This window comes from Kaistella palustris DSM 21579 (genome assembly GCF_000422265.1).
In the GTDB taxonomy this organism is placed as follows: Bacteria; Bacteroidota; Bacteroidia; order Flavobacteriales; family Weeksellaceae; genus Kaistella; species Kaistella palustris.
The window spans coordinates 1-10,332 of sequence record NZ_AULL01000006.1 but is presented as its reverse complement, the minus strand read 5'-3'; the positions used below and the strand labels follow the sequence as shown (position 1 = coordinate 10,332).

The window sequence follows — 10,332 nt, the reverse complement described above, 5'->3', positions numbered from 1 at the left end:
ATAGAACGGAACCAAAATTTAGAACGCCATAAGGATAGAGTTCGGGAAAATCTCTTGAGCGAAATAGGTGAAATAAAACGAAGACAACGGACTGCCGATGTAGAACCTGTCTTTGCACATATCAAATCTAACCGGAACTTCAAACGTTTTACGCACATCGGAATAGAAAAAGCGGAATTAGAGTTCGGATTACATGCTTTAGCACACAATCTAAGAAAGAAAAGTGCTTAAAAGGAGCACTTTTTTAGACTATTCTAAAAAAAGCACACCTATCCCAATTTAAAATCTTAAAACTGAATAAAAAAAGCCGCCTCAAATTTTATTTTGAGACGGCTTCTTTTGTAGCAGAGTCCAAAGCTTCGTAGTTCCGCACGTTGCTGCCTGCTGTTATTTTAAAAATTAAATTCAGCAGGAATAAATCCTGTTCATTTGCCACCGGCGATAATTTTGGAATTTCTGACGGACCTGCTGGCACGGTCATCTGTATTTACATCTGCGGTTGCAAGTTTAAGGTCGTTATTTTTAATATGCCATTACTGAGTTAGTGTGAAAAGGAGGTGTGAAAAGCGTTTTTTCACCGGTGTTTTTTGCCATTTTAAAGCATAAAACCGAAAAGATTTCTTGTTAAAAACAACAATCTCTGCGTCAGTCGGGCGTTTCCAGGTTTTTTAACTGCATTTTTTTATTGTGTAAAATATTTTTTATTTGTCACTTAAAAACGTTTATCTTTGACGCTTCAACACAATATGGTGAATATGATGTATAGACTGAAAGTTTTTCATGAATATTCCTCCTTCGTTCGCAACTGATCACAGTATTCTTTTTACCAAGATATTATCGTCCCCCGTGTTTATTATTTCCCCACCCCCGGCCATTGATCTTGTGTGTTTTACTCCGGATGTTTCCCCCGAATTTCTTTCAGCTGACTGTCATTTTTTTGTCAGTTTGTAGCATTATGTATTTCTATAAAAATTGGCAGTCTAGTTATCATTTACAGGTCATGTAGCACATTTGCCACAAACCGAAAGTCAAACACTGTATGTATTTATTATGATCAAATCTTTCTTTACGCGATTCTTGTTTTTTTTAAGCCTCATATTTCTGCTGTCGTCAAGCCTATTAAAGTCGCAGCAAACTGTTTTTAGTGAAAACTTTAATGCTCCGGGAACGCCACAGAATTCAGCTTATACGACCTCGGGACCTATTGGCAGTTCGAGATGGACTGTTACCCGAAGCGGGAATGATTTGGGAGCCAAAATCGACCAAGGGTTTTTGACGCTGACCAATGATGTCGGTTCAATCGGTAACGTCAAAGGTTGGGTGCTTGCAAGTACATCGACATCTAATTTTTTACCCGCTTACAATCCAATTCTTAGTCAAAATCCAGGTATAGTATCTTGGACTTTCAATATGCGCCAGATCCGAACAAATCCGGCTGGATTGACTGATGGTCTTTTTGGCGTAGGTTACGTTTTAGCTGGAACAGATGGTTCTACTAATAAGGTGGGTAAAGGGTATGCAATTATGCTCGGGCAGTCTGGTACTAAAGATGCAATACGATTTGTTACCTACAATAATGGAATACAAACTTACTATACTAAACTAAGTTCTTCAACGTCTGGTTTATCTGATTTTGGAAGTGAATATTCAAGTATTCGGGTTGAATATAATCCTGCAAATAATGAATGGTCAATGTATGTTCGAAAAGATAATTCAACTTCCTTTAATGATCCGAAAAGCGGAACGTTAATTTTTCAAGGCAAAGTTGCGAACTCCGATTTTGTTAATGAAGCCTTAACGATGACCGGAGCATATTGGAATGCGGCAACTGCCAAAAATCAAACTGCCTTTTTTGATAATATTTCTGTCAGTGTAGTAACTCCAGAAATAATTTCAATTAATCCAGATTCAAAAATTGCAAATTCTGGTGCATTTACTTTAACTGTTGACGGAAAAGGTTTCACTAATGCAAGTAAGGTCTATTGGAATGGGTTATTGAGGAATACTACGTATATCTCCGCCAATCAAATATCGGCTTCAATTCCGGGAACTGATCTTCCAGCGCCAGGAATGATACCGATAACGGTGAGGAATGGGTCGTTTATATCAAATGCTGTAGATTTTGAAATTGAATCTTCCGGAGTTCCGGTATTGACATTATCTAAAACGATCTTACCTTTTATTTCTACTGTGCAAGGAACTGCTTCTGTTGCAACTGATACCTATACAATATCAGGTAGTAACCTTACTGCATCCGCGATACTTACTGCACCGGTAAATTTTGAGATTTCAAAAGATGGAAGTACTTATTCGGATAATATCACATTGCCATACACTATTGGTACCGGTACGCTAACCGGGCAGCCAATCACTTTACGTGCGCGAATTAAAGCTTCTGCTCCTGCAGGAAATTATACTGGAAATATTACGCACACTACCACAGGCGCTCTTACAACAAAAGTAGTTGGAGTGACAGGACGTGTTCTAGCAACTGAACCAACTGCAGATGCTACTCTTCCTACTTTTACCAATATTACCTCAACTGGTTTTAGACTGGGTTGGACAAATTCTGGTAATGGAGATCAAAGAATAGTACTTGTTAGACCAGCGACTGCAGTTAATGGAGTTCCTGTTGACGCCACAACTTATAATGCTAGTCCAACTTTTGGAACAGGATCTTTAATTGGAACGGATAACTATGTTGTTTACAAAGGAAGTGGTAACTTTATTCAGATTGCCGGTTTGCAGCCAAGCACGGCCTATTATATTTCGATAATAGAATTTAATGGTCTTCCAGGAACTGAAAATTATCGTAATGCAGGTTTAACTGGTACCGCTACTACTTTAAACAGGCCAGCAGGTTTGCAGGTTAAAGCCGTAAATACTTCTTATCAAATAAATTTTGATGATACCGTTGACGGAGTCAATCTGGATACATTTCAAGGAATTGGTATGTCTAATATTGTAGAAAGCGGACAATTGGATTCCAATTCATGGGCATTTTCAGGTTTTTCAGGTGGAAATATTGCTTTTGGAGGTAATAGTGTGGAAGATAGCAGCTACGAAAATGGTCCTTCTGATGGTGAGGAGGATGATACAGGAATCTACGCATTTAATGTTGGAACTGATACTCCAAACTACACTTTGGGAGTTCAACCTGGTGGCACCGGAACCTCTGCAGACTTTAATCCCGGAACAATTACTTTAAAAATTCAAAATCAAAATGCTGCTGTTATAACCAGCCTAAATATTGGTTATAAAGTTTATGTATATAATGATCAAGCGGCTTCCAGTAAAATAGCATTTAATTACTCATCTGATCAGACTGGAACAACTGGATTTTCTACTGCTGACGCATCATTAGATGTAGTTTCTCCTGCTGCGGCAGATTTAGCGCCAGGATGGAAAGCATATTACAGAGTTACTACTATTACCGGATTAAATATTGCTAAGGATAAGTTTTTTTATATCAGATGGACGGGATCATCAACTCCTACATCGGGCTTAAAAGATGAATTTGCCATTGATGATATTGAGGTGATTGCAAATCCTGTAGCACCAAACACGGTATCCTTCGATGGAGTAGCTGAAGATTTCGTTCTGCAAGGAAATGCAAGTTTATCAGGTGATTTATCTGTTCAAAATAGATTGCTTTTTAACGGTGGTAAATTAGCCATTAAAGATAAAACTTTAACGATTGCAGGAAGTGTGATGAACACAACTACGAATGGGTTGACAGGTGAGGGAAACAGTAAATTAGTGGTAAGAGGAACGCAGAATCCAAGTTTAAGTTTTGATGCCGCTGCAAATTCTCTTAAAGTTCTGGATTTATTTGGAGCAAATGGAAATAAGGTCACACTTCTCACAAACATTGCAGTTAATGACTCGCTGAAGGTTTATGAGTTACAGACGTTGGATTTAGGAACTAATACCTTGACCGGATCGTTATCATATATCATCAATAATGGAACGATTCTTACGCAAAACACCAGTGATACCCCTTTCCCAGCAGGTAAAATTTGGTCGGGGAAAGGTATCCTAAATATGAATGCTCTAACTGCACAAAAACTTGTAGCGGGAACTTATAGCAATCTTACGCTGTCGTCAAAGTTGGGAACTAAGGCGCTTGCAAACGTAACTGTAAATGGAATTTTAAATCTGCCAGAAGCAAATGCCAGTTCAACTGAGGGAAGTTTGTCAATGGGTGCCTTCACTTTAACCATGGGCGAGAACGGAACCAATACCGGAGTTGGTGAAGTATCGGGAATTATCAGAAGAAATTCATTTACGACCAATAAACTCTATACTTTTGGGCATCCCAATTCTTCCATAATCTTCCCGGGCGGCGGCACAAAACTCCCGGAAACAATGAGTGCAAAATTAACTCTGGGAATTAACCCCACCTGGCGAACTGGAGCGATCAAACGGTACTATGATATTATACAAACCGGCGCGGAAGCTACCAAGGCAATTATTCGTCAGCACTATCTGGATAGTGAACTGAATGACAATACTGAATCGAAGTTGGTGTTTTGGGGTCACAAAGTTGAAGGCGCAGTAGATTTTGAACAAGGAAGATCAAGTAATAACAGTACTGATAACTGGGTGGAAATATCTAATGCGAACGTAGCTCAATATTTTGAAAATCAGTTTGGTAAAGTGTATATAACACTGGATGATACACAAGGTATTGGTCAGGTAGTTTGGAATGGTTCTAAAAGCACGTCATGGACTACAATTGAAAATTGGACGCCAAACGTTAAGCCAGGAACTGAAACTAAAGTGATTATTCCAAATGCTGAATCAACAAATTTTGATCCTACTTTAAATGAGGAGGAGACTATTGGAGCGATAGTTATAGAAACCGGTGGTATCGTGAATTCTACGGATACTTCGCTATTGTTTCTTACGGCTGGAGCGGGAGCCTGGCAAAATAACGGAACCTTCAATCCTGGAACCGGAACAAGCAAAATTACTTTCACCAGCTCTGATGCAACAATTTCAGGAACTACCAATTTCAACAATCTAACCATTGCACCCGGCGCCGGTCTTCGTGCCTTAGAAGGAAACTATATGAGTATCGCCGGAACGTTGACCAATAACGGAATCATGTACACGACACTCATTCCCAACACCATCGAATTTAAGGGAATTGATCAAGTGATTCCCGCACCGGGTGGCGACGCATTTGGTGGTTATCATCATTTAAAAGTTTCCGGCGCGGGAGCTACGCTTGCATCGGCAATAACTACCTTAAATATAAGAGGGAATTTAACTCTGGATCAGACGGTTAGTTTTGCAGGTAAAACCGTTAATATGGCGGGTACTACTCATCAGATCATTGGAGGAAATTCACCAATTACTTTTGATAATCTCACTGTAAATAAAGAAAGCGGGCTGGTGGTTCTGAATCATCACGTTCGCATCAACGGTACTTTAACACTTACAGCGGGCAGTATTAAAATAGGAGACAAAAATCTGACGCTGGGAAACAGTGCTGTCGCCGGTGTATTCGGTGTCAATAATATGATCATTGCCGATGGTGACGGTTTTGTGCGCAGACCTTATGCAGGAGCAGGCACATACAAATTCCCAATTGGGGAGACTTTTGGCGCGCTAAACTATTGTCCGATCGAGGTCGATATTATTTCAGGCTCATTTTCCGATGCTTTTGTAGAGGTTAACAGCAGGGATGAAAAGCATCCGGACAATCACAGTTCTCAGAATTACTTAACGAAATACTGGAACGTTCGTCAGACCGGTATCACGGGCGCCTTGGCTACGATCACCGGAACGTACGACCCTTTGGATGTCTACGGTGCAGAATCCCAGATTGCTGCCGCACAATTAAACGGGGTTTTTAATCAAAGTACAAACCCGTGGATAAAATTTACACCATTATCCCCCAATACACTGAAAGCAGAAGGTGCCATTTTAACTCCCGGTCAAACTTCTGTCTTTACCGGACTTCAGGCAGGTGACTTCAGTGTGGAGGTGTACGGCTACGGTGAATTCTGTCAGGATACAGAAGCGGTACTTACTGCAGAAACAGTAGGCGGTGATGCGCCCTTCACCTATACGTGGTCTAATGGATTGCCAAACGCCCAGATCGTGACCGTTCCGACCGCGACGGTCGGAGAGATTACCTATACTCTAACAGTACGGGATGCCAACGGGTTCGTAGCTGCAGACAATAACAGCCCGGTAAAAATACTGCCGCCCTCAGTTGGGGGAACGGTCTTAAATGCTTCGCCTGAGATCTGTGCAGGCAGCGCTCCCCTGGACCTGCAGCTACAGGAAAGCTCCGGAAATATATTATACTGGCAGCGATCCGCTGATCCCGGTTTTGCAGACGCGGTCCATATTTCGAATTTCACTCATACGCTGAGTTCCGCAGAAATCGGTCCGCTGAACGAGACGACCTATTTTCGGGCAGTTGTACAGAATGGTACATGTCCGGAACAATATTCCGCAGCTGCGACTGTCCGCATTACAAGTACTATATGGAATGGAAGTGAATGGGCCGACGGCGTGGTACCATCTTCTACCAAGTCTGTGATCTTCGCCGGTGACTACAGCACTTCTGCGGGAGATATCGTGGCGTGCAGCTGTCAGGTAAACAATGGTGCTGTTCTGACCGTGAGCGGGGGTACCAGTTTAACTGTTCAGGATGCGATCGTCAGTAATGGAAAAATTGTTGTGGAAAGTGACGCCAATGTAGTACAGGTGAATGATGAGGCGCTGAACATGGGTTCTGCACTGGTTAAGCGCAATCTGTCTTTCCGAAGTGCTGAGCGTAAAGAATATAACTATCTGATATCGCCGGTGGAAGGGGTTAACCTAAAAACGGGAATTTACAGAAAAGCAGACAACACGGCGGTTACTGCACCTTTTGTACTGTATCATAACGAGACAAACAATAAATTTGGTACCTCAACCGGGGCTTATATTGCGGGAAGATCGTTAGCGGTAAAAGAACCGGCCTTTACTTCCGGTGCCATGCCGACGGCATTTTTTGAAGGAAAACTGTTTAATGGCAGAATTGCTTATAACCTGGCTTATTCCGGTGCAGAGTTTGGGTATAATTTAGTGGGCAACCCGTACCCGTCTAATCTTGACCTCAATACATTTTATGAGGATAACGAACTTGCAATAGAACCCACTATCCGGTTTTGGGACAATACGGTCAACGATACTTATCAGCAGCAAGGAAGTGGTTATTCGGGTAATGCTTATGCCATTTTTAATGTCCTTGCCGGCAACAGAGGAACAGGAATCTCCGCACCCGGTTCCGCACAGGGTGCTTCAGCAGCCCCAAGGCAGCCCAATCATATTGTAAAGGTAGGTCAGGGCTTTATGGTTCGGGCCACCGGATCCAATAAAATTTTAAACTACTCCAACCAGACCAGAACAGCAGATAACACCGGCTCTGTATTTTATGGTAAAGGCAGGGCGACGGACGACCGGTACTGGCTGCAACTGACGGCGCCCAGCGGGATCACTGCAAACACGGCAGTTGTTTACTTTGAGCGCGGAAATAATATGTTTGGTCCGGAGGATTCCCGGTCATTAGGCGGTTCTGATGAAATTTACAGCATTGTTCAAACAGAGAAAACAGCCATTAACGGCCGAAGCAATTTTGTGAATTCAGACGTTATTCCTTTAGGTACACGACACTTTGTAGCCGGAACGTATACGATTGCGTTGGGTGGTAAAGAAGGTGCTTTTGCAAATGGGCAGAATATTTATTTAAAAGATAAGCAGGCGCATATTATCACACGGTTAAACGAGGCGGCATATACCTTTGAGAGCGCGGCAGGTGAAACTACGGGACGGTTTGAAATCATTTATAAACCCGAAACTGTTTTGGCAGCGGATGCTGTCTCAAAAGAAGACCTGCTGGTTTACCGCAATGGGGGAGATTTCGTGGTACAGGCGAAAAACAATAAAATCACGGCAATAGAAGTATTCGATGCCAGTGGAAGGTTAGTTTATTCAGTGCAGCCCAATTCGTTTATAGTGTTGATAGAGGCAGCGATGCTAAGTAATGGTACCTATATTCTGCGGATCGGTCAGAATGGTGAATTTACAGCGCGAAAAATTATAAAGTAAGAGCTGCTGCTCACTAAAAAGTCCCAATCTTTTCGGAAGGTTGGGACTTTTTTTTCGGAAAACACGTTAAATATCCCACATATTGGGCTAAGACCAGGACATTTGAAACGGCTGAGCTAGATTTTTAATATTTCGGTATTCATAACTTAAAATGAATTTTATACTGCCATAATTAAGTTCATGTTATTATTTAATATGCAAATATAGGGGGCAGGTTTATATAATTTCGCACTACAGAAAAGTGATATGTATTAAATATTATATTTTTTAGGATCTTTTACGAAAATATTGTTAATTTTGTGCGCGCTAAAATAATGTAAGATTGATTTTACTTTAGCGCTGAACACAAATGACATTCCGAACATGAAAAAAAATATCTACTCCTGTGGTATTATTACACCGTCCGATGTAATTGAGTCGTCAATAATTAGTTTTGTTAGACCAGCTTGCTTCCATGGGGCATATTCTACATCTAGTACAAAATCTACTTTTTTCAGAAGGTCAGTTGGACGTTCTTTTTTTACGACAAGTAAATTATTTTTTCAACTTATATTTATACTTCTTGCTTTCTTCGGATATGGGCAGACAGTTCAAACTGTTACCCTTACCAATGGAACTACCTGGACCGTACCCTGTGGTGTGACAACTATTACAGTAGAAGCTTGGGGTGCCGGGGGCGGAGGCGGTTACAGATCGCTTGCCGGAGCAGAAGGGGGATATGGTAATGCAGGCGGCGGCGGCGGCGCCTATGAAATAAAAACTTTTACTGCATCACCAGGTACTAACATCCTTTATAAAATAGGAAAGGGAGGGAGTGGAGGACCGAAGGTTATTACTTCTGGAATTAATTCGAAAGATGGAACAGATACAACATTAACTTATGGCTCCACAGTTGTTTTGACTGCTAAGGGAGGAGAAGGAGCAAATGATAATGCTGTTAAAAACGATTCCGTCACTTACGGCTTTGGAGGAAAGAGCACGTCAACTGGCAAAAGTGGAGGAAAAGGTGGTAACGGTGGAAAGTCTAATAATTTAGATTACGGCGGCGGCGGAGGGGGCGCTGGCTACCCGGGAGGTGTTGGAAACGCGGGCGTTATCAGATATGGGGGTTCGTCTTCACAGTTTAACACTTATGGAGGTGCAGGAGGGGACGGTGGAGAAAATAGTTCTTCACCCGCTCCGAAGGGAACTGGCAAATCGGGTAGTGGGTTTGGCGGCGGCGGCGGCGGAGCTTTAAAGTTTTTAGATGGGTCCCCACTTGGTGGTGATGGGGCAAACGGTGGAATTATTATTTCGTACACCCTTCCAAAAATAGAAACCACATCATCATCAACCGTATATTGCGAAAGTTCGGCGGTAAATATTGAACACACAACTGTAGGTGTGACTACGATTTCTGCAGTCGGATTACCTACTGGTTTAACAGCTACTTATGCTAATAATGTCATTAAGATAAGTGGTACACTTGCTGCCGGTCAAAAGGGATCTTTTCCTTACGCAATTGTACCAAACGGTTGTGAGTCCTTTAAATTCACAGGTATACTTACAGTTAATCCTACTCCTACAATTACGGGAGTTTCAACTTCGGCGGTATGTGCTGGTTCAGGAGCAACAATAAAACTCACAGGTTTAATTCCAAACAGCACTTCCACAGTGAGCTATACAATTAGTGGGAGAGCGCAGGCGCCGGTTACAGGTGTAGTTGCTGATGCTTCAGGAGCAGCGAGTTTTTTGTCTGCTGTTTTGAATATCAGCGACGATTATAAAAATTTGGTGATTACTGGAATTACTGTTACAAGTGCTACTCCAAATTGTGGACAGGTTTTTAATCAAAGTGTGCAAATAAGAGTAAGTGTTCCCCCAGTTACACCGACAGCAAATCCTGGATCAGGAGCGACGTGCGAACAGATTACCACCAAATGGTCAACAAGTGCAAATGCGTCGGGCTATTATTTAGATGTTTCAACAGTCAATTCGTTTGCTTCTTATGTAACTGGCTTCAGCAACCTTGATGTCGGCAACGTGACGTCTAAAAATATTATTGGCCTTTCCGCAAATACTACTTATTATTACAGAGTTCGGGCCTATAATTCTTGTGGTACAAGTGCAAGTTCGGTTGTAACCGCGTACGCGACATCATCAGTCGCAATTCCAAGTACCGCGAATGCGTATAGTCCAACCTGCAGCGGCTTTACTGCTCAGTGGGGTTATGCATCAAAT

4 protein-coding genes are annotated in these 10,332 nt (G+C 42.0%); 3 read left to right on the top strand and 1 reads right to left on the bottom strand.

Going from position 1 to position 10,332, the window contains the following annotated elements:
• On the top strand, positions 1-231 hold a 231-nt coding region (locus H562_RS14430; RefSeq protein WP_034690355.1), incomplete at its 5' end, for a transposase.
• An 88-nt stretch (positions 232-319) separates the two neighbouring features.
• On the opposite strand, the gene H562_RS15590 is transcribed toward H562_RS14430, so the two are convergent.
• Positions 320-481, bottom strand: a complete 162-nt coding sequence (locus tag H562_RS15590; protein ID WP_156831938.1) for a hypothetical protein — start codon at positions 479-481, stop codon at positions 320-322.
• Between the two features lie 569 nt (positions 482-1,050).
• Between H562_RS15590 and H562_RS0100980 the strand changes: the two genes are divergently transcribed.
• Together H562_RS0100980 and H562_RS15285 are read left to right on the top strand one after the other, a co-directional pair.
• Positions 1,051-8,112: a T9SS type A sorting domain-containing protein gene (locus H562_RS0100980; protein WP_027375803.1), complete on the top strand. Its 7,062-nt coding sequence runs from the start codon at positions 1,051-1,053 to the stop codon at positions 8,110-8,112.
• Positions 8,113-8,475: 363 nt separating this feature from the next.
• A partial coding sequence (locus tag H562_RS15285) for a glycine-rich domain-containing protein (RefSeq protein ID WP_394330160.1) occupies positions 8,476-10,332 on the top strand: 1,857 nt, incomplete at its 3' end.